The organism is Paenarthrobacter sp. NPDC089988 (assembly GCF_044748465.1).
Classification (GTDB): domain Bacteria; phylum Actinomycetota; class Actinomycetes; order Actinomycetales; family Micrococcaceae; genus Arthrobacter.
In genome coordinates this window covers 44,957-68,611 of record NZ_JBIVGD010000011.1, presented here as the reverse complement: position 1 = coordinate 68,611, position 23,655 = coordinate 44,957, and the positions used below count along the sequence as shown (strand labels likewise).

General features: G+C 64.5%; 20 protein-coding genes and 1 tRNA gene. 11 read left to right on the top strand and 10 right to left on the bottom strand.

Annotated features, from left to right (window positions below; all coding sequences use genetic code 11):
* Positions 1–3: 3 nt before the first annotated feature.
* From ACIPV6_RS14130 to ACIPV6_RS14120, 3 genes are all read right to left on the bottom strand, one after another.
* Positions 4–369: a DUF6507 family protein gene (locus ACIPV6_RS14130; protein ID WP_400271478.1), complete on the bottom strand. Its 366-nt coding sequence runs from the start codon at positions 367–369 to the stop codon at positions 4–6.
* A gap of 101 nt (positions 370–470) precedes the next feature.
* Positions 471–2,996: a DNA helicase PcrA gene (pcrA, locus tag ACIPV6_RS14125; protein ID WP_400271477.1), complete on the bottom strand. Its 2,526-nt coding sequence runs from the start codon at positions 2,994–2,996 to the stop codon at positions 471–473.
* An 86-nt stretch (positions 2,997–3,082) separates the two neighbouring features.
* Entirely contained in the window at positions 3,083–3,928 is an 846-nt protein-coding gene (locus ACIPV6_RS14120; RefSeq protein ID WP_400271476.1) for an inositol monophosphatase family protein, read from the bottom strand.
* 33 nt (positions 3,929–3,961) lie between these two features.
* Between ACIPV6_RS14120 and ACIPV6_RS14115 the strand changes: the two genes are divergently transcribed.
* On the top strand, positions 3,962–4,609 hold the full coding sequence (locus ACIPV6_RS14115; RefSeq protein ID WP_400271475.1) for a hypothetical protein: 648 nt from the start codon (positions 3,962–3,964) through the stop codon (positions 4,607–4,609).
* On the opposite strand, the gene ACIPV6_RS14110 is transcribed toward ACIPV6_RS14115, so the two are convergent.
* Both ACIPV6_RS14110 and ACIPV6_RS14105 read right to left on the bottom strand, forming a co-directional pair.
* Positions 4,575–5,366: a DUF998 domain-containing protein gene (locus ACIPV6_RS14110; protein WP_400271474.1), complete on the bottom strand. Its 792-nt coding sequence runs from the start codon at positions 5,364–5,366 to the stop codon at positions 4,575–4,577. The two genes, ACIPV6_RS14115 and ACIPV6_RS14110, sit on opposite strands and share 35 nt — an antisense overlap.
* A gap of 355 nt (positions 5,367–5,721) precedes the next feature.
* Entirely contained in the window at positions 5,722–6,495 is a 774-nt protein-coding gene (locus tag ACIPV6_RS14105) for a DUF998 domain-containing protein (RefSeq protein ID WP_400271473.1), read from the bottom strand.
* Positions 6,496–6,600: 105 nt separating this feature from the next.
* Here ACIPV6_RS14105 and ACIPV6_RS14100 point away from each other — a divergent pair.
* The 3 genes from ACIPV6_RS14100 to ACIPV6_RS14090 all read left to right on the top strand — a co-directional run bounded on the left by ACIPV6_RS14100 (position 6,601) and on the right by ACIPV6_RS14090 (position 7,513).
* A tRNA-Arg gene (locus ACIPV6_RS14100) sits at positions 6,601–6,673 on the top strand.
* Between the two features lies 1 nt (position 6,674).
* Entirely contained in the window at positions 6,675–7,118 is a 444-nt protein-coding gene (locus ACIPV6_RS14095) for a DUF6314 family protein (RefSeq protein ID WP_400271472.1), read from the top strand.
* Complete coding sequence (locus tag ACIPV6_RS14090) at positions 7,115–7,513, top strand: NUDIX domain-containing protein (protein WP_400271471.1); 399 nt, start codon at positions 7,115–7,117, stop codon at positions 7,511–7,513. Before ACIPV6_RS14095 ends, ACIPV6_RS14090 begins: the two co-directional genes overlap by 4 nt.
* 12 nt (positions 7,514–7,525) lie before the next feature.
* On the opposite strand, the gene ACIPV6_RS14085 is transcribed toward ACIPV6_RS14090, so the two are convergent.
* Positions 7,526–9,439, bottom strand: coding sequence for an ABC transporter ATP-binding protein (locus ACIPV6_RS14085; RefSeq protein ID WP_400271470.1), 1,914 nt, complete (start codon positions 9,437–9,439; stop codon positions 7,526–7,528).
* Between the two features lie 2 nt (positions 9,440–9,441).
* Positions 9,442–11,103: an ABC-F family ATP-binding cassette domain-containing protein gene (locus ACIPV6_RS14080; RefSeq protein WP_400271469.1), complete on the bottom strand. Its 1,662-nt coding sequence runs from the start codon at positions 11,101–11,103 to the stop codon at positions 9,442–9,444.
* A gap of 174 nt (positions 11,104–11,277) precedes the next feature.
* Between ACIPV6_RS14080 and ACIPV6_RS14075 the strand changes: the two genes are divergently transcribed.
* The 7 genes from ACIPV6_RS14075 (at position 11,278) to ACIPV6_RS14045 (ending at position 17,234) form a co-directional block, all read left to right on the top strand.
* A complete protein-coding gene (locus ACIPV6_RS14075) occupies positions 11,278–12,000 on the top strand; it encodes a hypothetical protein (protein WP_400271468.1) in 723 nt (240 codons plus the stop codon).
* A complete protein-coding gene (locus ACIPV6_RS14070) occupies positions 11,997–12,704 on the top strand; it encodes a hypothetical protein (RefSeq protein WP_400271467.1) in 708 nt (235 codons plus the stop codon). Before ACIPV6_RS14075 ends, ACIPV6_RS14070 begins: the two co-directional genes overlap by 4 nt.
* A gap of 244 nt (positions 12,705–12,948) precedes the next feature.
* Positions 12,949–13,764, top strand: coding sequence for an amino acid ABC transporter substrate-binding protein (locus ACIPV6_RS14065; RefSeq protein ID WP_400271466.1), 816 nt, complete (start codon positions 12,949–12,951; stop codon positions 13,762–13,764).
* Positions 13,765–14,424, top strand: a complete 660-nt coding sequence (locus ACIPV6_RS14060) for an amino acid ABC transporter permease (protein WP_400271465.1) — start codon at positions 13,765–13,767, stop codon at positions 14,422–14,424.
* Positions 14,411–15,211, top strand: a complete 801-nt coding sequence (locus ACIPV6_RS14055; protein WP_400271464.1) for an amino acid ABC transporter ATP-binding protein — start codon at positions 14,411–14,413, stop codon at positions 15,209–15,211. Before ACIPV6_RS14060 ends, ACIPV6_RS14055 begins: the two co-directional genes overlap by 14 nt.
* 109 nt (positions 15,212–15,320) lie before the next feature.
* A complete protein-coding gene (locus ACIPV6_RS14050; RefSeq protein ID WP_400271463.1) occupies positions 15,321–16,202 on the top strand; it encodes a hypothetical protein in 882 nt (293 codons plus the stop codon).
* 3 nt (positions 16,203–16,205) lie between these two features.
* Entirely contained in the window at positions 16,206–17,234 is a 1,029-nt protein-coding gene (locus ACIPV6_RS14045) for a hypothetical protein (RefSeq protein WP_400271462.1), read from the top strand.
* Positions 17,235–17,288: 54 nt separating this feature from the next.
* Here the strand turns inward: ACIPV6_RS14045 and ACIPV6_RS14040 are convergent, their stop codons facing one another.
* The 3 genes from ACIPV6_RS14040 to ACIPV6_RS14030 all read right to left on the bottom strand — a co-directional run bounded on the left by ACIPV6_RS14040 (position 17,289) and on the right by ACIPV6_RS14030 (position 23,655).
* Complete coding sequence (locus ACIPV6_RS14040; protein ID WP_400271461.1) at positions 17,289–20,309, bottom strand: alpha-mannosidase; 3,021 nt, start codon at positions 20,307–20,309, stop codon at positions 17,289–17,291.
* 147 nt (positions 20,310–20,456) lie between these two features.
* Complete coding sequence (gene fdhD, locus ACIPV6_RS14035; protein WP_397323128.1) at positions 20,457–21,347, bottom strand: formate dehydrogenase accessory sulfurtransferase FdhD; 891 nt, start codon at positions 21,345–21,347, stop codon at positions 20,457–20,459.
* A gap of 1 nt (position 21,348) precedes the next feature.
* On the bottom strand, positions 21,349–23,655 hold the full coding sequence (locus ACIPV6_RS14030) for an FdhF/YdeP family oxidoreductase (RefSeq protein WP_400271460.1): 2,307 nt from the start codon (positions 23,653–23,655) through the stop codon (positions 21,349–21,351).

Here is a 23,655-nt window from a genome sequence, read left to right as displayed (position 1 = left end):
GCCCTACCCCACCGGCTTAGCGCGGAACTTGTCCATGCGGAACCCGAACGTGGGGGCATCCACAATGCTTCGAGCGTTCCTGAGCACGTCTGCGGCCAACTGCTCGTCACCGGCCACATAAGCAGCAACCGCAGCTTGGGTCCCGCCTAACACGTTGGCTATCCGCTGTGATAGCGCGAGGAGGTCCAGCAGCAGCACGTCGTCGCCGTAGAACTGGAGGGCACCGAAGACCGGCCCCTCACGTAAGGACCCGCCCACTTCATCAACGGTATGCCGCACGGCTGCGCGTATCGGCTCAAGTTCGCTGCAATGCGCCTTCGCTGCAGCGACCACACCCAGAGACTTGGCCACATCGATGTCAAACGTCATTGCTTGCCCCCAACGATTCAGTAAGGATTCTGATTAATCAATCGAAATGATTAATCCAAGCAAGAGTGTATACCGACAGAGAACTATCGAATCAAGGTGCCTCAGGCATCAAGTTTCGTCAGCGGCGCGTACCGCAGCAGCAGGCGCTTCTCGCCGACGTCGAACTTCACCTTGGCCACCGTCTTGTCTCCCGCGCCCTCGACGCCCAGCACAATGCCATTGCCAAAGCTGGTGTGGTTGACCTTGTCCCCCACAGAAACGGCGATGACTTCCTTCTGCGGCTGGACCCTGGTGCGGGCGACGGCGGCGGGAACGTCGGCGTCGAACCCTGCGGTGGGGCTGGAGGCAGCTCCGCGCGACGTTCCGGCTCCCCAGAAGGATCCGCCGTAACGGTTCGAACCGATGGGCGCGCTGCCCCAGCCGCCAGTGGCCTGACGTGACGTTCCTTCGCGTTTCCAGTCCACAAGTTCGGACGGGATTTCCTGCAGGAACTGGCTGGCCGGGTTGTACTGGCTCTGGCCCCACATGTTGCGGACCTCTGAGCGGGTGACATAGAGGCGCTTCCGGGCACGGGTAAGGCCTACGTAGGCTAGGCGGCGTTCCTCGGCCAGCTCCTTGGGATCCGTGGCGGAGCGTTGGTGCGGGAAGATCCCGTGCTCCATGCCGGTGAGGAACACCACGGGGAACTCCAGGCCTTTCGCCGTGTGCAGCGTCATCAGCGTCACCACGCCCAAGCGCTTGGCTTCGGCGACTGCGGCGTCGATGTCGGCCCCCGGCGCGTCCGGGATCTGGTCGGCGTCCGCCACCAGGGAGACCTGTTCCAGGAACTCGCCCAGAGAACCTTCGGGGTTGTCACGCTCGTACTCCCGCACCACGGCCACAAGCTCTGCGAGGTTCTCCACGCGGGATTCGTCCTGGGGGTCGTTGCTCGCGCGGAGGCCGGCGAGGTAGCCGGTCTGCTCCAGGACGGCTTCCAAGGCCGCGGACGCGCCGGACCCCGAAGCCACCTCGGCGAGGTCGTCCAACAGCTTCACGAATCCTGAGACGGCATTCACCGAGCGCGTGGCCATCCCGGGTGCTTGATCTGCCCGACGCGCTGCGTCCATGAAGGAGGTCCGGTCCCGCTCCGCCAGTGCCGCAATGGCACCTTCGGCACGGTCACCGATGCCGCGCTTGGGCTCATTCAGCACGCGGCGGAGGTTCACGTCGTCGTCCGGGTTCACCAGGACGCGCAGGTAAGCCAGTGCGTCCTTGATTTCCTTGCGCTCGTAGAAGCGGGTGCCGCCAACCACCTTGTACGGCAGGCCCACGCGGACCAGCACGTCTTCGATGGAACGCGATTGTGCGTTGGTGCGGTAGAAAATGGCGACGTCGCCGGGACGCAGCCCCTCCTCGTCCTGCAGCCGGTCGATTTCCTTGGCGATGAACTGGGCTTCATCGTGCTCGTTCTCGCCCACGTAGCCAACGATCTTCTCGCCATCGCCCTCGGCCGTCCACAACCGCTTTTCCTGCCGGTTGGGGTTCCGGGAAATTACCGAGTTGGCGGCGCTGAGGATGTTCTGCGTGGAGCGGTAGTTCTGTTCCAGCTTGATGGTCCGTGCGTTCGGGTAGTCGTGCTCGAATTCCACGATGTTGCGGATGTCGGCGCCGCGGAACGCGTAGATGGACTGGTCCGAATCGCCAACCACCGTAAGCTCGCTGGGCTGGACCTCGGTATCCGTGCCAAGGCCCACGATTTCCCTGACCAGCGCGTACTGGGCATGGTTGGTGTCCTGGTATTCGTCCACCAGAACGTGCCGGAACCGGCGTCGGTACGATTCCGCGAGCGCCGGGAACGCCCGGAACATGTAGACGGTCTGCGCAATGAGGTCGTCGAAGTCCATGGCGTTGGCCTGGCGCAGGCGCTGGGTGTAGCCCTTGAAAACCTCGGCTACCGCGGTTTCGAAAGCATCGTTGTAGTTGGCCGAGGATGCGAAGGAATCGTCGTCCACCAACTCGTTCTTGAGCGCGGAAATCTTGTGCTGGATGGCCTTGGGCGGGAACTTCTTGGGATCCAGGTCCAGGTTCTTCGCCACGAGCGTGATGAGGCGCAGCGAGTCAGCGGAGTCGTAGATGGAGAAGTTGGAGTTCAGCCCCACGTTGGACGCCTCGCGGCGAAGGATGCGCACGCAGGACGAGTGGAAGGTGGAGATCCACATGGCCTTGGCACGTCCGCCAACCAGCGCTTCGATACGTTCCCGCATTTCGGCCGCGGCCTTGTTGGTGAAGGTGATGGCCAGGATTTCACCGTGGTGCGCCCGCTTGGTGGCGATCAGGTACGCGATCCGGTTACTGAGCACACGGGTCTTGCCCGAGCCGGCGCCAGCGACAATGAGCAGCGGGCTGCCGGAGTGTTTGACGGCCTCTTCCTGTTGGGGGTTGAGCCCCTGCAGCAAGGCGTCAGCGGACGGCATCCCTTGCGATCCATGGTGGCCCCAGCCGCCCGAGCCGGGAGCCCCATCATCCTCGCCTGTGCGGGCACGGCCTGCACCGCCGCCTGCGTGCGAAAGCTCCGGGGCAGCCTTGACTGCGGCTCGCGGGCCTGCGTTGAAGGGTCCGTCTGCGTAGGGGTCAAACAACATATCCATGGTGCCTACCAGTCTAGGCGGTGGGTCTGACACTCCTTCGACCGGCGCCCGGGATGCGGACCAAGCCCGCCCAAGGCGGCCCGGAGCTAAGCGAACTGGGGCACCGAGGTGAGGGCTGCGCTCAACTCGCGAACCGCCGTCGTGCCTCCTGCGACGAACCAGTTGAGTCCATTGACCTGAACGACGGCGGTGTCCCCACCGGCCGCGCGGACGATCGCCTTGCCGGGGAGCCAATCCCATTCGGGGCAACTGTGCTGGAACCAGCACCCCAGTTCGCCGTCAGCCACGCGTCCGAGGTCGCACGAGCCCGAGCCGAACATCCGAAGGGACGCGGCCGTTATCGCCGCGGCGTGCCACGGCATGGCCGCGCGGGGGTCGGCCAACCACGTGGGATGGATGTAGGTCGCGGCACTCAGTTGGCCCACCGCCACATCCCCTGAACCGGATATCCGTTCCCCGTTAAGCGTCGCGGGCCGTCCTTCGCCGCCGAGCCACAGCTTGTCCGTTTCCGGCTGGTAGATAGCGCCAAGCACCACGGAGGGATCCGCTACCGGGCTGCCGCCGCGGTCCGAGTCGTCGCGTTTCAGGGCGATAGCCGAGCACCAATATGTGGAGCCATGCAGGAAGTTGTAGGTGCCATCCACGGGGTCGATCACCCACGTCCGTCCGCTGGTCCCTGCCACCGATGCCCCTTCTTCGCCGAGGATGCCATCCTCCGGGCGGCAGCGGCGCAACTGTTCCAGCACGTAGGCCTCGGCGGCGCGGTCAGCGGCTGTCACAACGTCCGATACCGAAGTCTTCCGCTCCCCCTGCAGGCCCCCCATCCGCATGAGCAGGGCCAACTGACCCGCCTCACGGACCAAGGCGCTGCCCAGTTGGTAATCGTCGAGTGATGGGTCCAGTTCAGTTGCTGTGTGCCTGCCGATGGTCATGGGTCCAGCTTATGTGGCGGGATAATGAATCACATGGCCAAGACCCCAGCGCAGCGCATCAAGAAGCACGGAGCCAAAGCGGCAGTCCCGGAACACTCGCTGCCGCCCGTGATCAATCCCACCACCCAGCGCACCCCGCAGAAGGCGCAGAGCAACTCCAGGCTCATTGTGATTGCAGGCGTGGTGGCCAGCGTCTTCCTGTTCTGGTATCTGCACCTGCTGACCCTCAACCAAATGACGCAGCTCTCCGGCGGCCTGGCCATGCCGGACTCCCTCATTGGCGGTTTCTCCACGGACTACATCGCCCAGCTTCGTAACGCCATGGACGATGCCGCCCGGGGCCAGCTCAATTACGTGCACAAGACTGCCGGCACGCTGTTCCCCCTAATTTTCGGCTTCAGTTGGCTGCTTCTCATCGGCACCAACGTGGCCCGCAAATCGTGGCGCTGGGCCATGTGGGCGGCGCCGTTGCTGTTTGCCGTGGCCCACTTGTGGTCGAACGTCGCCATCGATTCGGTGCTGGCCGCAGAAACGCCCGACGCCGGTTCGGTCGCCCTGGCTTCGGCTGTGACGGTTGCGTCGTGGGTGCTGTTCCTGCTCAGCCTGGTGTGCGGCGTCGTGGCAGTGTTCCTTGGACGGAAGGGGGCTACTGCCCGGAAGGGCGCTGAGCCAACGTCCTGACCGCTTTCCGTTCCTTGGTGATCCGGTGGGCCACGATGAGGCCAACCAGGGACAGGCCGAGGATGATCGGATACGCCATGGTCCGTTCGATGGCGCCGGCTTCGTCCACCCGGAGCTGCGCAGCCAGGACATAGATGGTGGTTCCCAGCGATACCACGCCGAAAAGCAGCACCATCCAGGACATTTGCGTGTGGCCGCGCCATACCAGGCCCAGGACCACCAAAGCGATGGGCCCGGCGATGAAGTACATTCCGGCGCCCGTCAGATGCAGTACCAAGTCCGTGTCTTCAGGTACCAGCCCCACCATGGCCTGTCCGATCCCCGCAACCAAAATGAGCGCCCGAACCGCTCCCGCCGCGATCCACGGAAAGGCCTCTGCAGATTTCGATGCCATGCTCGGCCTGATTCCGCGCTGGCCCGGCTCTGCAGCAACGGACAGCACGGCGGAACTGACCAACACCGCCCCCATGACCATGGCGACGCCTTGCAGCACGAATGAGGCGTTCATCAGCCAATTCAATGGCGAACACACCTCGTAGCCATTGAAAGGTCCGCAGTGCGCGGCTCCGAGGTCGCTGATCACGTGCTCCCGGCGGTCATAGGGCGGGTTTCCCCGCCACGCCGCCATCGCGATGGCTTCCACCACGAAGTAGTGGATCAGCGTGATCGCGGCCCAACCCCCAACAAGTTCGCGTCGCCCTGCGAGGTCAGGCAGAAGCCCGCGGTCCCCGCCACGCGGACCAGCCGCCGTCGTCATAGCGCCAGAATAGACCCGCCGCAGCAGGCAGCGCAGCCCTTGTTTGAATCCAACGCTACCCTTCCCGCCGGGCGCACCCCTTATGAGCCTGCGCCGCTGCCGGTTCCGCCCAGCGCGCCCCTTGTGAACCTGCGCCGCTATCGTTCCCGCCGGAAGCACCCGTTCTTACGGGAGCCCATGGCGCAAACGGGTGCGACCAGGCCATCACACACCACTCTGGGCCGCCGCCGCTGCCGATCCCGCCCAGCGCAGCCCTTGTGAACCTGCGGCGCTGCCGATCCCGCCCAGCGCACCCGTTCTTACGGGAGCCCATGGCGCAAACGGGTGCGCCCCGGGAGCAGTGGGCACTCCGGGCTTAGCGTGAGCGCACCCTCGAACGCCGTTCGCGGTGCACGCGCTGGGCGATCACCAAGCCCGCGGCCGCCAAACCGATCGTCACGGGGTAGCCCATGAGCCGTTCAAGGATCCCCGGATCGGGAACGTCCATGCGGGTCAGCCCGCCAACCACCAGCGCGCCGATGCAGAGCGCCCCGCTGGCGGCCAGGAACCAGCTCACAGGGGTTTGCCGCAGCCAAAGGATTCCCAACAGGATCAGGGCGAAGCCGCCACCAATGAAGAACATCAGGGCGCCCGCAAAATGCCACGGCGAGCCAAGGTCCTCCGGCACCAGGCCCACAAGGACCGTGCCGACGCCGGCAACCCCGGTCAGGATGCGGATAGCCACCGCAAGGATCCAGTGCTGGGCGATTACCCGCGGCGCCTCGCCGTGGAACCGCCGGGCCGGCACCCCCGGCCTCGCTGCAACGCACAACAAACCGGCCGTCAGGAACATGGCACCCAGGATCAAGGCGACCCCTTGGACAACAAACGAGGCATTCATCAACACGTGCAACGGAGAGCACACGTTGCGGTCCTCGTAGATTCCACAGGACACTGCGCCAAGGTCGCTGATGTAGCCAGTGGCGCGGCTGTACGGTTCGGGTCCCGCCCACGCGTCGATCACGGCAGCCTCGGCCACGAAATACTGCACCACGCTCAGCTGTGCCCAGCCGCCGATGGCCGCACGGATGCTGCGGACGTTGGGAAGGAACGTGCCTGCCGATGCCGGTACTGTCGCGTGGCCACTCATGTCCGCCAGCCTAACCGTGTTCGGGCACCGCCTTCGCAGCTTGTATGCTTATAGTCGTGTTCGGCCGGAGGCTCCCGCCAGGGACCCTGCAACCCATGAACATGCGCCCTCGTAGCTCAGTGGATAGAGCACGGCTCTCCTAAAGCCGGTGTCGTTGGTTCGATTCCAATCGAGGGCACTTGAATGACCAGCAGCCACGGATGGACTTGCGGGCCTACCTGGCCGGCGAATGGAACGTGGAGCGGACCCTCCTTGATCGCGCCACCGGCACCCGCGGAACCTTTTCCGGCGTCGTACGCTACGTCAAGAAGCCCGACGGCGGCCTGGACTACCGCGAAGACGGAACCATGCACTGGCCAACCCACTCAGGCCCGGCCTTCCGCGAGTACGTCCTGAAACCCGGTGCCACCGAGCTAAGCATGGATGTGTTCTTCCCCGATGGCCGGCCCTTCCACGTGATGAGCTTTGCCACGGACGCCAACCAGGACAAGCACTGGTGCGATCCCGACGACTACTACGTCAACTACGCCTGGGAAGGTCCTGACGCTTTCAGCTTCACGTGGGACATCCATGGGCCGGCGAAGGACCTGCGGCTGGAATCGCATCTGAGGAGGAACACATGAACGTGATCGTGGTCAGCGCCGTGTGCGTCTATAACGGGGCAGGCCGGCTCCTCACCGTCCGGAAGCGTGGAACGGACAAGTTCATGCACCCCGGCGGCAAGCCCGAGCCCGGCGAAACCGCTGCCCAGGCTGCGTCACGGGAACTGTCCGAGGAAGTCGGCATCAGCGTGGCTCCGGACCAGCTTGAGCCCATGGGCGTGTGGCAAGCTGTCGCCGCAAACGAGGAAGCCACCACCATCGAGGCCACGGTGTTCACAGCACCGGGCACGTGGGACGCGCACCCCTCTGCCGAGATCGCGGAGATCCGCTGGCTGGACCTGCACGCGCCACTGCCCGACGACCTAGCCCCGCTGCTCACGGACCACGTCCTCCCGGCCCTCGCCTCCCCCAAGTAGCTGGCAGTTGGGTCAGAGTTCGGGGACTGCTTGCTGGGCTACGGCAGCGGCCTCCGCGAATTGGGTCCGGTACAGCTCGGCATAGCGGCCGTCGGCAGCGAGCAGCTCCGTGTGCGTGCCCCGCTCCACGATCCGGCCGTCTTCCACCACCAGGATCGCGTCGGCCGCGCGGATGGTGGACAGGCGGTGGGCAATCACGACGGCGGTACGCCCCTCGAGCGCTTCGCCCAAGGCTGCCTGGACGGCGGCTTCGTTGGTGGAGTCCAGCGCCGCCGTGGCCTCGTCCAGGATCACGACCCTGGGCTGCTTGATGAGGAGCCGGGCGATGGTGAGGCGCTGGCGTTCGCCCCCGGAAAGCCGGTAGCCCCGCTCCCCCACTACTGTCTCCAGGCCATCAGGCAGTGAACGGATCATGGGCTCCAACCTTGCCCTGCGCAGCACGTCCCACATCTGCTCCTCTGTGGCATCCGGCCGGGCAAGGCGAAGGTTGGAGGCGATGGTCTCGTGGAACAGGTGGCCGTCCTGGGTGACCATGCCCAGCGTGTCCCGGAGGGCATCGAAGCGGAGGTCACGCACATCCGTTCCGGTTCCAACCCCGTGGCCGCCCAGGCGCACCGCTCCGGAGTCGACGTCGTACAACCGGGAGAGCAGTTGGGCTACCGTGGACTTCCCTGCGCCCGAGGATCCCACCAGGGCCACCGTCTGGCCGGGCTCCACCCGGAAGCTGACACCGTGCAGGACTTCCTCGCCGCCGCGCGTGTCCAGCGTGGCCACGTCCTCAAGGGAGGCCAGGGAAACCTTGTCGGCAGACGGGTATGAGAAGCGGACGTCGTCGAACTCCACGGCCACAGGTCCCGCCGGAACCGCGGCCGCGTCCGGCTTCTCGGTGATAAGGGGCTTGAGGTCCAGGATTTCGAAGACGCGCTCGAAGCTGACCAGCGCGCTCATGACCTCCACCCTCGCGTTGGACAGCGCGGTCAGCGGGGCGTAGAGACGAGTGAGCAGGAGCGCCAGCACCACGACGTCGCCCGGTGCCAACTGTCCCCCGATGGCCAGCCAACCGCCCAGCCCGTACACCAGCGCCAACGCCAAAGCCGAGACCAGGGTCAACGCGGTCACGAACGTGAACTGCAGCATGGCCGTCCGGATCCCGATGTCGCGGACACGGCCTGCACGGGCAGCGAACTCCCGCGATTCCTCATCCGGGCGGCCGAACAGCTTCACGAGCGTGGCTCCCGGAGCGGAAAACCGTTCGGTCATTTGGGTGCCCATAGCGGCGTTGTGCGCGGCGGCTTCGCGGCGCAGGTCGGCCAGTTTGGAGCCCATTCGCCGTGCCGGAATGAGGAAGATCGGCAGCAGCACCATGGCGAGCACGGTCACCAGCCACGAGGTATTGAGCATGACGGCCAGGGTCAGCGCCAGGGCCACCACATTGCTGACCACACCGGACAGCGTCCCCGCAAACGCCGACTGGGCACCGATGACGTCGTTGTTCAGGCGGCTGACCAGCGCGCCCGTACGGGTTCGGGTGAAGAATGCGATCGGCATCCGCTGCACGTGATCGAACACCCGGGTGCGAAGGTCCACAATGACCCCCTCGCCGATGGTCGAGGACAGCCAGCGGGTCATCAGGCCCACGCCCGCCTCGCCCACCGCCACCAGCGCGATCAACACCGCAAGCCAGATGATGGTTCCGGCACCCGATTTGCCGATGATCGCATCAACCACCTGGCCGGCCAGCACCGGGGTGGCAACGGCCAGCACGGCCCCGGCGATCGAGGCGATCACGAAGGCGATGAGCTTGCCCTTGTGCGGGGCAGCGAAGCCAAGGACGCGCTTCAGGGTCTCCTTGGAGAACGGCTGCGAACCGCTCTGCGCACGGGTGATCTTGTACAGCGAGCTCCAGGCCACGCCATCCATGCTCATGGTTACTTCTCCTGGCCCGGTATGTGGTGCAGCTCCTGGACACGGCCATTTTCCAGGTGCCATCGGGAATCGAGCCGGACGTTCTCCAGCAGCCTGCGGTCGTGGGTGACCAACAGCAGAGCACCCTCATAGCTTTCCAGAGCTTCTTCAAGCTGTTCGATCGCGGGAAGGTCAAGGTGGTTGGTGGGTTCGTCCAACACCAGCAGGTTTACACCGCGGGCCTGCAGGAGCGCCAGGGCGGCGCGGGTCCGCTCCCCCGGGGAGAGGGAATCCACGGCACGGGATGTGTGGTCTGCCTTGAGTCCGAACTTCGCCAGGAGCGTGCGGACATCGGCGCTGTTCCAATCAACCAGCACCGCCTCCACGGCGTCACCGAGGGGCTTGCCGCCGTCGAGCATTCCGCGGGCCTGGTCAATCTCGCCAATGGCCACGGAGGCACCCATGGAGGCATCGCCGTCGTCCGGGCTCCTGGTGCCTAGCAACAATCGCAGGAGAGTGGACTTGCCGGCCCCGTTGGGTCCGGTGATGCCGATGCGTTCACCGCCGTTGAGTTGCAGGTTGACCGGTCCCAGCGTGAAGTCGCCCTGGCGTACGACGGCGTCACGCAAGGTAGCGACGACGGCGCTGGACCGCGGCGCCTGGCCGATGCTGAACTGCAGCTGCCATTCCTTCCGGGGTTCCTCCACCTCCGTGAGCCGGGCGATGCGCGACTCCATTTGGCGGACCTTCTGCGCCTGCTTCTCGGAGGACTCGGTGCTGGCGGCCCGGCGGATTTTGTCATTGTCCGGGTTCTTCTTCATCGCGTTCCGGACGCCCTGGGAACTCCATTCCCGCTGCGTCCGTGCACGCGCCACGAGGTCTGCTTTGGTGTTGGCGTACTCTTCGTAGCGTTCCCGGGCGTGGCGCTTGGCAACGGCCCGCTCTTCAAGGAACGACTCGTAACCGCCGTCGTACACGGCTACGGAGTTCTGGGCGAGGTCCAGTTCCACCACGGTGGTGACGCAGCGGGCCAGGAACTCGCGGTCGTGGGACACCAGCACCACGCCGCCCCGCAGCCCCTGGACGAACGCCTCGAGGCGGGCCAAGCCATCCAGGTCCAGATCGTTGGTTGGTTCGTCGAGAAGGACTACGTCGAAGCGGCTCAGCAACAAGGCCGCGAGCGCCACACGTGCGGCCTGCCCGCCGGAGAGACCGGTCATGAGGGCTTCGGCTCCGAGGTCCAGTCCAAGGTCCGCGAGTACGGCGGGAACGCGCTCTTCGAGGTCCGCAGCGCCGGAGGCCATCCAGCGGTCGAAAGCCAGGGAATAAGCATCGTCAGCGCCGGGTGCACCTGATCCGAGGGCCTCCGCCGTGGCTTCCATTTCTGCCGTCGCCTGGGCGCACCCGGTTCGGCGGGCAATGTAGGCGGCGATGGTTTCACCCCCCGTCCTCTCGTGCTCCTGCGGCAACCAGCCCACGAACGCATCGGACGGCGCCAGGCTCACTGTGCCTTCCTGCGGCTGGTCAACGCCGGCGAGGATGCGCAGCAGCGTCGATTTGCCCGCACCGTTCGCGCCCACCACACCCACCACATCGCCGGGAGCCACCGTCAGGGACAGCTTCGAAAAGAGCGTGCGGTGGCCATGGCCACCGGCAAGGTCCTTGGCCACCAAGGTTGCAGTCATGGGTTCAATCCTCTCGCTGCCTGCCTAATTTTCTGCAGGCATGGAAAAACCCGCCGGTCCGGACTTGGGGGGTGTACGGACCAGCGGGTTCAAGAATCAAGCATAATTCAATGTGGCGTCCGCGTAAAATCGATTCGTACTACCACTTACAGCAAACTTTCCAGAGAGTCCTCCATGCCCTTACAGTCCAAGGCGTTCCAGCGCTGGCTCCACGGCGTTGCGCCGGACGCCAGCATCGCCGATGTCTGCAGGGTCTCGGGAATCAAGCGGACCACGCTGGCCCAGCAATTGGTTCGCGGCAAGGTAGCCGAATCCACGCTGGTGAGCATCAGCCGCGCTTACCACCTCAACCCGGTCCAGGAATTGGCCACGTTCGACCTCTATGCAGAGCTTCGGGGTGAACCCATTCCGCCCACTCCTGCCGAGTTGGTCAGCCAGATCGCCACGATCGACCTGCTGCGCGCCGTGGTGGAACGTACCGAGCCGGGCAGCGTTCCCGCCACCGGACTCACCGCAACACCGCACCCCACTGCCGTGCGGAACTGGGTGGACGCGATCGACGACGGCGAGTTGCGGCACCGGGTCAGCGAGGCCACCGGGATCGCGCCCCAAAACTTTTCCGCCCACCTGACGGCCAACCGGCTCCCTCCCGAACTGGCCGTCGCCACCTCGCGGGCCGCCGGCGTCGGACCGGCGGGTGGGCTCGTTGCGGGCGGATTGATCACCGAAAGCGAAGCCGGCTGGACACCCCACGGGCGCCGGGACGCCTTGGACAGGATGACACTGGGCGAGCTGGTGACGCTGTCCGGCGAACGCCTTCAGGCCCTGGGCAAGACCCTGCGCCGGCAAGAACAAGACCACGAACGAACTGAACGAATTTGGGAGAACCTCGGATGACGGCTGTCCTGCCCTGGGCAACGCTTGTTATTTGCCTGGCCATTACTGTGGCGCGCATCCCCAGCGCGCTGCGCGGAGAGAACCGCGTGGTCTTCTACATCTTTGCCTTGATGACCATGGACATCCTGCTCAGCATCGAAGGACCCTACCTGGCCATCGACGCCGTCCTGGGGGGCATGAACCTGACCAACCTCATCCTGCGGTTCCTGCTCTATGGGACATTCCTGCTGATGGGCATCAAGATCGCAACGGGCTTTGACTCCAAATCCGCGGTCCGGGCCATCCGGGGTCCGTGGGGCCTGACTGTCCTGGCCATCACTGCGGCGTTGACTGCATTTTTCTTCTTCATCACCGATACCCGGGGCTCCACGGTGGGCATGACAGGGCTGACGTGGGGTCCGTCCATGGAGGCGTACGCTGCCCTTGGCCGGTTCTATCCGGGCTTTGTTTCGGCATGCCTGCTCCCGGCGATCTGGCGCACGGTTACCGGGCGCTTCCCCGCCCTCTTGCGCGCCGCATCGGCTTTGTTGTTCGTCGGCCTGACGCTGTTGCTGGTGTCCCAGCTCTTCCCGCTGATTCCTCTGGTACATCTGTGGCTGCGCTCACTGATCAACTATTCGGCCGTGCTCGCAACGGCCATCGGCTTGGCCGGAATCTGGTTTTCCAAGGCCTACGCGAGGCGGAAAAGACGACGCACGGCGTAAGACTTTCACAAAAGCATTAGATCGTGGCACAATCATGAATGTGTGAATGAGGCTTGCAGCCTGACAGCGGAATCAGAGAACGGGTTTCCGGTGGATGTGGCGCCCTCATGATCACAATTGGGGGGATGAGTGGTGGCGGGCTGTTGGGGACCGCCCCCACTCAGCCTTTTTAAGGGCCTTTTTCGGAGGCGTTGACCGCGTCGGCTCAGCGGGCCGGACGGAGGGCGTGGCTAAGATGGCTTCCATGACCAGTCTCCGTACCCGTCGCTCTGTCCTGGCAGCTACCTTGGCCTCCGTGGCCCTTGCCCTCTCCGCTTGCGGTGGCGGATCCACCCAGTCGCAGTCCGGTGGCGATATGTCCCTTTCGGATGTGAAATCCAAGGGTGAACTGGTCATCGCCACCGAGGGAACCTACCGTCCCTTCAGCTTCCACGCCAACGGGGCCGGCGAACTAACAGGCTACGACGTGGAGATCGCCAAGGCAGTGGCGGACAAACTGGGCGTGAAGGCAACGTTCCAGGAGACCCAGTTCGACGGCATCTTCGCGGGCCTCGACGCCAAGCGCTTCGATACGATCGCCAACCAGATCTCCATCAACGAAGACCGCAAGGCCAAATACGACTTCTCCACGCCCTACACGGTTTCCACGGGCGTGGTAGTAACCAAGTCCGACAATTCCGGCATCAACAGCTTCGCCGATCTCAAAGGCAAGACCACGGCGCAGTCCCTCACCAGCAACTTCTACAAGATGGCCGTGGACGCAGGCGCCAACGTCCAGGCGGTGGAAGGCTGGGCCCAGGCGGCAACGCTGGTTCAGCAGGGCCGGGTGGACGCCACGGTCAACGACAAGCTCACGTACCTGGACTACGCCAAGACCACCCCCGATTCCGGCCTCAAGGTGGCAGCGGAAGCCCCGGACAAGACCGAGAGCGCCATGGTGTTCCGCAAGGGCTCCACGGAACTGGCCAACGCCGTGAACAAGGCCCTCGCCGACCTGCAGGCTGATGGCACCCTGGCAAAGATCTCCGACAAGTACTTCGGCGCGGACGTCTCCAAGTAAATGAACTGGGACCTCGTCTGGAGTTCCTTCGGGCCGCTCGTCACAGGTGCCGTGACGGGGACCATTCCGCTCACGCTGCTGTCCTTCGCGTTCGGGCTGGTTCTGGCGCTCCTGGTGGCCTTGATGCGGCTTAGCCCCAACTGGCTGCTCTCGGGCATAGGGCGCTTCTACGTGTCAGTAATCCGAGGAACTCCCCTCCTGGTCCAGTTGTTCGTGATCTTCTATGGCCTGCCCAATCTGGGCGTGAAGCTGGATCCTTGGCCCAGCGCCATCATCGCGTTCTCGCTGAACGTGGGTGGTTACGCGGCCGAGATCATCCGCGCAGCCATCCTGTCCGTACCCAAGGGCCAGTGGGAGGCAGGACACACCATCGGCATGTCCAGCCGCCAGACCCTGGTCCGGATCATCCTCCCCCAAGCCGCCAGGGTGTCCGTCCCACCGCTGTCCAACACCTTCATTTCCCTGGTGAAGGACACCTCGCTCGCTTCGCTGATCCTGGTCACCGAACTGTTCCGCAATGCCCAACAGATCGCCGCGTTCAGCCAGGAATTCATGGTCCTGTACCTGCAGGCAGCCTTGGTCTACTGGGTGATCTGCCTCGTCCTGTCCACGGCGCAGTCAGCCGTGGAACGCAGATTGGACCGCTATGTCGCCCACTGACTCACCGCAACCCCGCCCGGTACCGGTCCTGAAAGCCCGCAACCTCGCCAAGGCCTTTGGCAGCAACGTCGTGCTGCGCGACATCGACATCGAGATCCGCCGGGGCCAGGTGGTCGCACTGATCGGTCCGTCCGGTTCAGGCAAAACCACCGTCCTGCGCTCGCTCAACGGACTGGAAATTCCCGACGCCGGCACGGTCGCCTTTGGGGACGACGGCGCCGAACGTGGTCTCTCCATCGACTTCGGCGCCAAGGTGGGCAAGAGGGACATCGCTGCCCTGCGGGATCGCAGCGCGATGGTGTTCCAGCACTACAACCTGTTTCCCCACATGACCGTGCTGAAGAACATCATCGAGGGCCCTGTCCAGGTCCAGAAGCGACCACGGGCCGAGGCCATCGCAGACGCCGAGCGGCTCCTGGAACGGGTTGGCTTGGCCGACAAGCGCGATGCCTACCCCTTTGAACTCTCCGGGGGCCAGCAGCAGCGTGTGGGCATTGTCCGTGCGCTGGCGCTCAAACCGCAGTTGCTGCTCTTCGACGAGCCCACGTCGGCACTGGATCCTGAGCTGGTGGGGGATGTCCTCGGCGTCATCAAGGAGCTTGCCGAAGAAGGCTGGACCATGGTGATCGTGACTCACGAGCTCGCCTTCGCCCAGCATGTAGCGGACGAGGTCATCTTCATGGACGGCGGAGTGGTGGTGGAACGCGGCCCCGCCGCCGAGGTCCTCCGTACCCCCAAGCAGGAGCGCACCAAGTTGTTCGTCAAACGCCTCCAGCACGACGTCTAGCCAGGCTGGCGTATCCTCATAAAGTTCCTGCTCAATAGGAGCCTTAGGAGGATACGGGTGCCCGTTGGCGGGCGCGCGTCAAAAAATCGGGGGAAATCGGACTGTGGAAGTGACAGAACAGCCGGAACAAAAAACCAATCGGCGAACACCCATCATCGTTGCAGTAGTGGCGCTGGCTTTGGTGGTCGGGGGGCTTGGTGCGTGGTTCGTGCTGTCCCGCCCGGCCGGTGTCCAGCGTGCGGACGTGCTTCGCTTGGACAAGCAACGGGCCATCGTGGACAACTCCATGAATATCTACGACCCCCTGGTCCAGGAATTCACGGCCCGGTACACCAGCGCGGTCTCCACCGATGCGGATGAGGTTGGCCAGGTACTGCAACAGCAGCGCGATGTCCTGGCACGCGAATCCGCCACGAACAAGAACCGGCTGGAAGCCATGGCCGGCTCGCCTGCGCTGCAGGAGTCCGAGGTCAAGGACGCCGTTGGGAAGTTCAAGGACAAGTACGGCGCCGTGGTGGCCTACAACGACCAGCGCTTGACCAACACGGCAAACATTACCCAGTCAGTTGGCGGCGCCTGCGCCCCCTTGCACCGCGACCTGAACATCGGCAGCGAAACGTACGCCAAGGACTACGTTTCCACCGCCGATGCTTGTTTGGCAGCCCTGTCGGATGCAAAAAATGGCTCCGACGCCGATACAAGCACGCTCTTGACTGCCTTCGAGGGTGTCATCCGCGGGCAGCGGGACAAGCAACAGGAAGTCCTGGACGCCAAGGATGACTTTGAGCGGGCTGCAAAGCGCACCCTGGCAGCCATCGCCATGCTCGACATCAACGATGCCCTGGACAAGCCCCGCGCGGAGTATGAGAACGCGGTGAAACAAGCGTCCACAACCGTGGTCAACGAAGCGAACGAATCAAACGCCAACCTTGAGCGGGTCCTGAAAGAGCGGTTGGAACGCTTTGATGCCGCCGGCCAGGAGGGGAAATAGGCAATGAGCAACCACATTCCGGAGACCACTGCCGTCCCCGTCCGCCGCAATCGCCGCCCAGTACTCCTGGTGATTGGTATTGTCCTCGTCGTTCTGGTCATTGCCGCCGGAACGCTGGTGGCCATGACCAACTTGGCTGCTCAACAGCGAAAAGAAGGCCTGTCCTTATTGAAGGAAGACCGGATGAATGCCCTCAGCGAGGCCAGGGACAAGATCCAGCCGGCAGTCAACGCTTATCTGGCGGCCTACAAGAAGGCACGGAACGCCCCCGCTTCCCGGGACGAGGCAACGCGGAACAGCCAGAAGGAGAAGGACGACGTCCAACAGGCTACGGAATCTGCCCGGTCTGCCTTGGACGAGCTGAAGGCCACGCATGGTTCCAGCGACGATGCCGTGGGAGTCGCGCTGCAGCAGCTGGTGGAGTCCCACGAAGGGTACTTCGGCTACATGGAGGGACTCGTGAACTCCTACCCGCAGTTCGAGGGCCTCTTCCGCGAGGACGACGCAGCCGGATGCAACGGCCTGTTCGTTGGTTCCAAAGCGGCCAGCCTGCGGGAACGCCAAACCTTGCTGGCCAAGGCTGCCACACCGTGCCGGAAAGCGGCGGAGGAACTGAAGCAGTCCAACAACACCGCTTACCAGGAGTTCGCCCGTACATTCGACGCCAAGGTGGCCGAGCTGGAGGCGAACGCCGAGGCAACCGCGAAGGGCGAAGAAAGCTATGCGGAGTTCGTGCGGCTTAAGGACGACTTCGTCAAGAAGGCAGACGATGCCGAGGCACGCAACGCCCCGGCGGAGGAAGTCCAGAAAATCGCCGACGACGCCAAAGCGCTCAACGCCAAGATCCGATACAACAGATCGGACTTCGACTTCGCCGCGAAGCGCTACCTGGCCGGGGTCAAGGAAATGCCTTCCCTGGTTGAGGAAGTATTCACCAAGGGGGTGGCGGACGACATCAAACACTTCAGCACTGTCATCCCCCTGCGCGAACAGGTCCTGAAGGGCGCCGTGGACGTCGAACTGACCGAGTAGCCGGATGCGGGCCTGCATCCAATGATGCATACCCGCATCGACTATCCGGTGAAGCTACCTGGCAATGCGGAGCGTGACCAGCTGGAACGGCCGGAGAACCAGCTCAGCTGCCCCACCTGTGCAGACCACACCAGGAGCTTCCACGGTCCGTTCAAGCAAGTCCGTCGCCACCACACCGGAAGATTCGAAGTTGGCCATCACCGTGCCCTTCGACCGCTGTCCAAGGGATTCGTAGAGCCGCACAATGACGTCCCCGCTGCCGTCCTCAGCGAGCTTCACCGCTTCCACCACAATCGCAGGGTTGGACACCGAAACCAGCGGCTCCACCGGCCGGGAACCGTCGGCGTAGCGCGGCTTGAGGTTGGCTCGGTAGCCCTCTTCGACGGCGTCGGCGATGCCCGCTCCGGGCCTGATGGAAACCTCCAGGGTATGCTCGCCGCGGTCTGCCTCGGGGTCCGGGAACTTCGCCGACCGCAGCAGCGAGGTGCGCACCGTCGTCGTGGTTCCACCATCCTGGCGGACGGCCCGGGTGACGTCGTGCCCGTAACTGGACGAGTTGCTGACCGCCACGCCATATCCCGGTTCCCCTACGTGGATCCAGCGGTGTGCGCAGATCTCGAACTTGGCGGCATCCCAGGACGTGTTGGTGTGGGTTGGCCGGAACACGTGGCCGAACTGCGTTTCCGAGGCCGAATGGTCGGCCCGCACATCCAGCGGGAAGGCGATTTTCAGCATCTTCTCGCGTTCCTGCCAATCCACGGTGGTGGCTATGGCCAGGGACGCCGCGCCGGCGTCGAGCATGATCCGCTGCGTGATGGTGGATGCGCCCACCGAACGCTTGACCACCACGACGGCGCCCGTCGCGGTCCGCTCAAGGGCGGTACTTTCGGCCTCGGTCAGCGGCGTGACGTTGTGGCGGTAGAACTCCTCAATGTCCCAGGCGTCCCATTCATTCGGGGTGTCGCGGAACAGTTCCAGCAGGTTGCCGCCCTGGCCGGGTGCGATCGCGTTGCGGCCGCTGGCATGGTCAACAAGTGAGGTGAGCAAACCGTTGGAGTCCAGGACCGCGCGGATGACGCCGTTGTCCAGCACATAACCGCCGTCCTCTTCCAGCACCTCCACCGAAGCGCCGGTCCTGGCGGCTTCGGCAACACCCAGTGCCGGCACGCCATACCGCTTATGCGGCGCGGCGTTGAAGAGGAAGCGCGTGTCCCCCTGGCCCACCAGGGCCTGCGCGGCCTCCGCGATGATGGCCTCCAGGTCGCGGGCGATTGCCTCATAATTGCGTTCGGCATCCTGATGGACCCAGGCGATGGAGCTGCCGGGCAGGATGTCATGGAACTGCTGGAGCAGCACCAGTTGCCAGAGCCGCTTGAGCTCCGCCGCCGGATAGGGGAAGCCCACGCGGACGGCCGCCGTGGAGCACCAGAGCTCGGCCTCGCGGAGCAGGTGCTCGCTTCGGCGGTTGCCCCGCTTGGTCTTGGCCTGGCTGGTGTAGGTGCCGCGGTGCATCTCCAAGTACATTTCGCCCACCCAGACAGGCGGGTTGGCGTACTCTGCCTCGGCCTTGAGGAAGAAGTCCCTTGCCGTCCCCAAACGGACCTTGGGTGAGCCTTCCAGGTCTGCCGTGCGGTGCGCCGCGGCCACCATCTCGCGCGTGGGTCCGCCACCGCCGTCGCCATAGCCAAACGGAACCAGGGACATGGTTCCCCGGCCGTGGTCGCGGTAGTTCCGCTGGGCGTGGGCCAGTTCGCGTCCGTGCAACTCGGCGTTGTAGGTGTCCACGGGCGGGAAGTGGGTGAACAGGCGCGTCCCGTCAATGCCTTCCCAGGAGAAGGTGTGGTGCGGCATGCGGTTGACCTTGTTCCAGGAGATCTTCTGGGTCAGGAACCACCGCGACCCGGCGGACTTGACGATCTGCGGGAGGGCACCGGAGTAGCCAAAGGAATCGGGCAGCCAGGCTTCCTGGCACTCAACGTCGAACTCGCGTTGGAAGAAGCTCTTGCCCTCCACGAACTGGCGGGCCATGGCCTCACCACCGGGCATGTTGGTGTCCGATTCCACCCACATACCACCCACGGGGACGAACTGTCCGGCTTTGACCTTCTCGCGGATGCGGACAAAGAGCTCCGGAAAGTACTCCTTGATCCAGGCCAGTTGCTGGGCGGAGGAGCAGGAGAACACAAACCCGGGGTCGTCGTCCATGAGCGCCACCACGTTGGAGAACGTACGGGCGCACTTGCGGATGGTTTCCCGGACAGGCCAAAGCCATGCCGAATCGATGTGGGCGTGGCCGGTGGCAAGCAGTTCGTGGGCAGATGCGTAGGCAGGGCGTTTCAGCACCTCTGCCAGCACGGCACGGCCGGCTGCCGCAGTCCGGGCAACGTCCTCCGGGTCCATGATGTCCAGCATGCGTTCCAGCGCCCGCAGGATCTCATGCCGGCGGGGCAGTTCCATGGGAAGCTCGTGCATCAACCCGGTCAGGGTCCACACGTCCTGGTTGAGCTCCCACACCGTTTCGTTGAGTTCTGCGATGGCGATGCGCCCCAGCCGGTAGCGGGGTTCGTCGCCGGACGTGGCTTTGTCCCCCAGCGGGGTGGGAGCAAAGGACCAGCCCTGGGCTACGTCCGGGTTGGCGGCCGCTTCGACGTAGAAGTCCACGGAAAGTCCACCACCGAGCAGTTTGAGCGGTACGTGGTAGTTCCGCGGCGAGATCGCCTTGATGATGCTGCCGTCGGCACGCCAGGCCGTACCCTCGCACTGGAATCCCGGGACATCGCTGTTGAAGCCGAGGTCAACGATGATTTCCACGGTGGTGTCTTCCGAGGCACCCCAGCCTTCGGGAACCTCGCCCTGCAGCCTGAGCCACTTGGTGCTCCATGCCTTGCCCCAAGCTGCGCCGGCCTCCTGCGGCGTGAACAGCTGGCGCATTGCCTCTGAGGCCGGGACCGGTTCACCCGGCGCATCCCAACTGCTCAATTCAAGGGGAACGGACCTGCCGTAAATGGCCGGAAGAAGGCGTTCCCGAACGAATCGGTCAAGACGCTGTTCTGTGATCCGACGGTCGTCGTGCAATTAAATCCCCTTTGGCATGAGCTGGGCGGCGGGACTGGCGGCGGGTGGACGGTGTCCCTCAAAGAGGTGGCGATCCGGGCACTCCGGCGATTCCATTCGATGGATAAAATCTACGTTGTTCCAGCACAATAGCCAAGTGATGGGGAACTATCCCTGGCCCGCCACGTCCGCGGAGACGGGAACATCCTGCAGGATCCGCTCGACGCCGGCATACACGTTGATGCTGTGGCCGCGGCTGAAGCCGGCCAACGTCACGCCCGTTTCGGCTGCCAGTTCAACGGCAAGGCTGGAGGGGGCGCTGACAGCGGACAGCACGGGGATGCCGGCCATGGCGGCCTTCTGCACGAGCTCGAAGGACGCCCGTCCGGAGACCTGCAGGACCGTGCCGTGAAGCGGCAGCTTCCCGGCCCGCAACGCCCAGCCGATCACCTTGTCCACCGCGTTGTGGCGACCCACATCCTCCCGCAGGCAGAGCAGCTCGGAGGTGCCGTCGTCGTCAACCCGGAAGAGCCCGGCAGCATGGACGCCGCCGGTCTTGGCGAAAACCGCCTGCGCTTCCCGGAGCCTGTCCGGGAGGGCAGCCAGTGCCCGTACCGGCACCGTCACGGGATCTTCCTTGGGGCTGTGGTGCGAAGACTTGCGGACGGCCTCAATGGAATCGGTGCCGCAAATGCCGCACGAACTTGAGGTGTAGACGTTGCGGCCCGTTTCGGGACGTTCGACGTCGGGACGCAACTGGGCGTCGACGACGTTGAACGTCTGCACGCCGTCCTCGTCCTCCCCCGCGCAGAACCGTTCCGAGACCAGTTGCCCGGGCTCCCAGATGACGCCCTCGGAGACCAGGAAACCCGCAACGAGATCGAAGTCGTCGCCCGGCGTGCGCATGGTTACCGAGAAGGACATCTCCCCCAGCCGGATTTCCAGCGGTTCCTCGACTGCAAGGACGTCTTCCTTGTACCGGACGGGGTGCTCCATGGCCTGGGGCGATCCGTCCAGGACGAACTTGTGCAGTTTTCGGCGCTGGGTGACGCGTCCCATGTCAGGCTTCTTCCTCTGCATGCGGGACGAACCGCACGGTCATGGCCTTGTATCCCGGTGTATTGGACTCCCGCGCCACCAGCTCCCGGTGGACCAGTGCGTTGGCCTCCGGGAAGTAGGCGGCCGCGCAGCCCTTGGCAGTCGGGTAAGCGATGAGCCGGAACTTGTTCGCCCGGCGCTCCGTCCCCGCGAACGTGGAGATGACATCCACCAGGTCCCGGTCTTGGAAGCCGAGTTCCTTGATGTCGTCCTCGTGGACCAGGATCACGCGGCGGGCGTCGGATACCCCGCGGTACCGGTCATCCAAGCCGTAGAACGTGGTGTTGTACTGGTCGTGGCTGCGTACGGTCTGCAGGATCAAGTGCCCGGCAGGGGCTTCGAGGTACTCCAGCGGGCTCACCGTGAACCTTGCCTTGCCAATGTCCGTGGCGAAGGTCCTGGTATCGCGTGGCGGGTTGGGCAGGACAAAACCGTTCTTGGTACGGACCCGGGCGTTGAAGTCCTCGAAGCCCGGAATGACGCGGGAGATGTGGTCCCGGATCACGTCGTAGTCCTCGGCCATGGCGCGCCAGTCCACCTCGTGGTCGTCGCCAAAGGTGGCCTGGGCCATCCGGGCAACAATGACCGGCTCGCTCAGCAAGTGTTCGGAGACAGGCGCCAGCCTTCCCTGGGTCTTGTGGATGACGGACATGGAGTCCTCCACGGAGAGGAACTGCCGGCCCTTCGGGTGCTTGTCATCAGTGTCCGTGCGGCCCAGCGTGGGCAGGATCAGGGACGTCCGGCCGTGCACCACATGGGCACGGTTGGGCTTGGTGGAAATGTGGACCGTGAGGCCCGCGGTCTTGAGTCCGGCCTCCAGCGCATTGGTATCGGAACCGGCAGCCGCGAAGTTCCCGCCCATGGACACGAAGACGTCCACCTCGCCCTTTTCCAGGGCGTGCTGGGTTTCCACCGAGTCGTAGCCGTGGTCCCGGGGCATCCGGAAACCGAATTCCTTGTCCAAAGCCTCCAGGAACGATTCCTTGGGCTTTTCCCAGATACCCATGGTGCGGTCGCCCTGCACGTTGGAGTGGCCGCGCACGGGGCAGGCGCCCGCGCCGGGCTTGCCGAAGTTTCCCTGCAGCAGGAGCAGGTTGATGATCTCCTTGAGGGTGTCCACCGAATGCGGCTGCTGGGTCAGTCCCAGGGCCCAACAAATGATGGTGCCCTTGGAGGCGGCCATCATGCCCGCGACTTTGATGATCTCCTCGCGGGAGAGGCCGGTGGCCCGTTCTGTCTCGTCCCAGTCCAGCACGGAGCGTGCCCGGGAGTAGGCCTCGAAGCCCTCCGTCTGCTTGCCAATGAAGGACTTGTCCACCACCGTGCCGGGATTGCGCTTTTCTTCCTCCAGGAGCAAGTGGCCCAAGGCCTGGAACAGTGCGAGGTCTCCGCCAACCTTGATCTGCAGGAACTCGTCCGCAATGGTGGTTCCGCCGCCAATGACGCCGTTCAGGGACTGGGGATCCTTGAAGTTCAGCAGGCCCGCTTCGGGAAGCGGGTTGACGGCCACAACCTTGCCTCCGTTGCGCTTGCAGTCACTCAAGGCGGACAACATACGGGGATGGTTGGTTCCCGGGTTCTGCCCCACCACGAAGACCAGCTCGGCGTGGTGGAGGTCCTCCAAGGACACCGTTCCCTTGCCAATGCCGATGGTGGGGTTGAGGGCACTTCCAGAGGACTCGTGACACATGTTGGAGCAGTCCGGCAGGTTGTTGGTGCCCAGGCTCCTCGCAAACAGCTGGTACATGAACGCTGTTTCGTTGGCCGTCCGGCCCGAGGTGTAGAACACGCAGCGATCCGGCGTGGAGGCGTTGATGTGCTCGCCGATCAAGGCAAACGCGTCGGTCCAGCTGATGGGCGAGTAGTGGGTGTCCCCCGGCCTGATGACCACGGGTTCGGCAATGCGGCCCTGGCTGCCCAGCCACCACTCGGTCTTGTCTTCGAGGTCCGCTATGGAGTGCTCGGCCCAGAATTCAGCGCCGACGGTACGGGTGGTGCTTTCTTCGGCGATCGCCTTGGCGCCGTTCTCACAGAACTCCGCAGGGCTTCGCCGGCCCGTAATGGACTCCGGCCAGGCGCAACCCGGGCAGTCGAAGCCATCACGCTGGTTGACCCGGAGCATGGACCGGACCGTACGGGCCACACCGGCCTGGGAGTAGCCCCGTTCGAGGGCGACGCTCACGGCCTTCAGGCCGGCAGCAGCTCGTTTGGGCGGGTGGATCTGCAGGTCATCCTCGTTGATGTCCTGTTCTGGGGCATGCCTGTTCAT

Bases quoted from the DNA above. Each gene is read 5' to 3' on its own strand.
- ACIPV6_RS14130 (WP_400271478.1), bottom strand. From the start codon at position 369: ATGACGTTTGACATCGATGTGGCCAAGTCTCTGGGTGTGGTCGCTGCA.
- pcrA (WP_400271477.1), bottom strand. From the start codon at position 2,996: ATGGATATGTTGTTTGACCCCTACGCAGACGGACCCTTCAACGCAGGC.
- ACIPV6_RS14120 (WP_400271476.1), bottom strand. From the start codon at position 3,928: ATGACCATCGGCAGGCACACAGCAACTGAACTGGACCCATCACTCGAC.
- ACIPV6_RS14115 (WP_400271475.1), top strand. From the start codon at position 3,962: ATGGCCAAGACCCCAGCGCAGCGCATCAAGAAGCACGGAGCCAAAGCG.
- ACIPV6_RS14110 (WP_400271474.1), bottom strand. From the start codon at position 5,366: ATGACGACGGCGGCTGGTCCGCGTGGCGGGGACCGCGGGCTTCTGCCT.
- ACIPV6_RS14105 (WP_400271473.1), bottom strand. From the start codon at position 6,495: ATGAGTGGCCACGCGACAGTACCGGCATCGGCAGGCACGTTCCTTCCC.
- ACIPV6_RS14090 (WP_400271471.1), top strand. From the start codon at position 7,115: ATGAACGTGATCGTGGTCAGCGCCGTGTGCGTCTATAACGGGGCAGGC.
- ACIPV6_RS14085 (WP_400271470.1), bottom strand. From the start codon at position 9,439: ATGAGCATGGATGGCGTGGCCTGGAGCTCGCTGTACAAGATCACCCGT.
- ACIPV6_RS14080 (WP_400271469.1), bottom strand. From the start codon at position 11,103: ATGACTGCAACCTTGGTGGCCAAGGACCTTGCCGGTGGCCATGGCCAC.
- ACIPV6_RS14075 (WP_400271468.1), top strand. From the start codon at position 11,278: ATGCCCTTACAGTCCAAGGCGTTCCAGCGCTGGCTCCACGGCGTTGCG.
- ACIPV6_RS14070 (WP_400271467.1), top strand. From the start codon at position 11,997: ATGACGGCTGTCCTGCCCTGGGCAACGCTTGTTATTTGCCTGGCCATT.
- ACIPV6_RS14065 (WP_400271466.1), top strand. From the start codon at position 12,949: ATGACCAGTCTCCGTACCCGTCGCTCTGTCCTGGCAGCTACCTTGGCC.
- ACIPV6_RS14060 (WP_400271465.1), top strand. From the start codon at position 13,765: ATGAACTGGGACCTCGTCTGGAGTTCCTTCGGGCCGCTCGTCACAGGT.
- ACIPV6_RS14055 (WP_400271464.1), top strand. From the start codon at position 14,411: ATGTCGCCCACTGACTCACCGCAACCCCGCCCGGTACCGGTCCTGAAA.
- ACIPV6_RS14045 (WP_400271462.1), top strand. From the start codon at position 16,206: ATGAGCAACCACATTCCGGAGACCACTGCCGTCCCCGTCCGCCGCAAT.
- fdhD (WP_397323128.1), bottom strand. From the start codon at position 21,347: ATGGGACGCGTCACCCAGCGCCGAAAACTGCACAAGTTCGTCCTGGAC.
- ACIPV6_RS14030 (WP_400271460.1), bottom strand. From the start codon at position 23,655: ATGAACAGGCATGCCCCAGAACAGGACATCAACGAGGATGACCTGCAG.